We start from the raw sequence: 395 nt of genomic DNA, 5'->3' as shown, positions 1-395 counted from the left end.
CCGAAGAAGCGTTGGAGCGGTTGCCGAGCTTGTCCTTCAGCCGCTGGAAGCGGAAGCCGTTGCCGGAGCCGTCGCCGAGGATGCGCGGAACAAGGAAGCAGGAAAGCCCTTCCGGCGCCTGCCCGAGCACCAGGAAGGCATCCGACATCGGCGCCGACATGAACCATTTATGGCCGGTGAGCCGATAGAATCCGCTGCCGGCGCGTTCGGCCCTGGTGATGTTGGCGCGCACGTCGGTGCCGCCTTGCTTCTCGGTCATGCCCATGCCGAGCGTCAGTCCGGTCTTCTCGACCGGCGGCTTCTGGCTCTGGTCGTATTTGCGCGTCGTCACGCGTGGCGCCCATTCGCGGAACAGTTTCGGGCTCGCCATCAGCGCCGCCAGCGAGGCGCTGGTC

The 395-nt window shown here is 66.3% G+C and carries 1 protein-coding gene; it reads right to left on the bottom strand.

Annotation, left to right across the window (positions count from 1 at the left end; genetic code table 11):
• Nucleotides 1–395: acyl-CoA dehydrogenase family protein (locus EOA27_RS40210; protein ID WP_189562466.1), on the bottom strand; the 395-nt coding region annotated here is incomplete at both ends.

Origin of the sequence: Mesorhizobium sp. M2A.F.Ca.ET.037.01.1.1, assembly GCF_003998075.1 — a bacterium.
Taxonomy (GTDB): domain Bacteria; phylum Pseudomonadota; class Alphaproteobacteria; order Rhizobiales; family Rhizobiaceae; genus Mesorhizobium.
The sequence above is the reverse complement of the archived record's forward strand: the minus strand, read 5'-3'. Positions and strand labels throughout refer to the sequence as shown.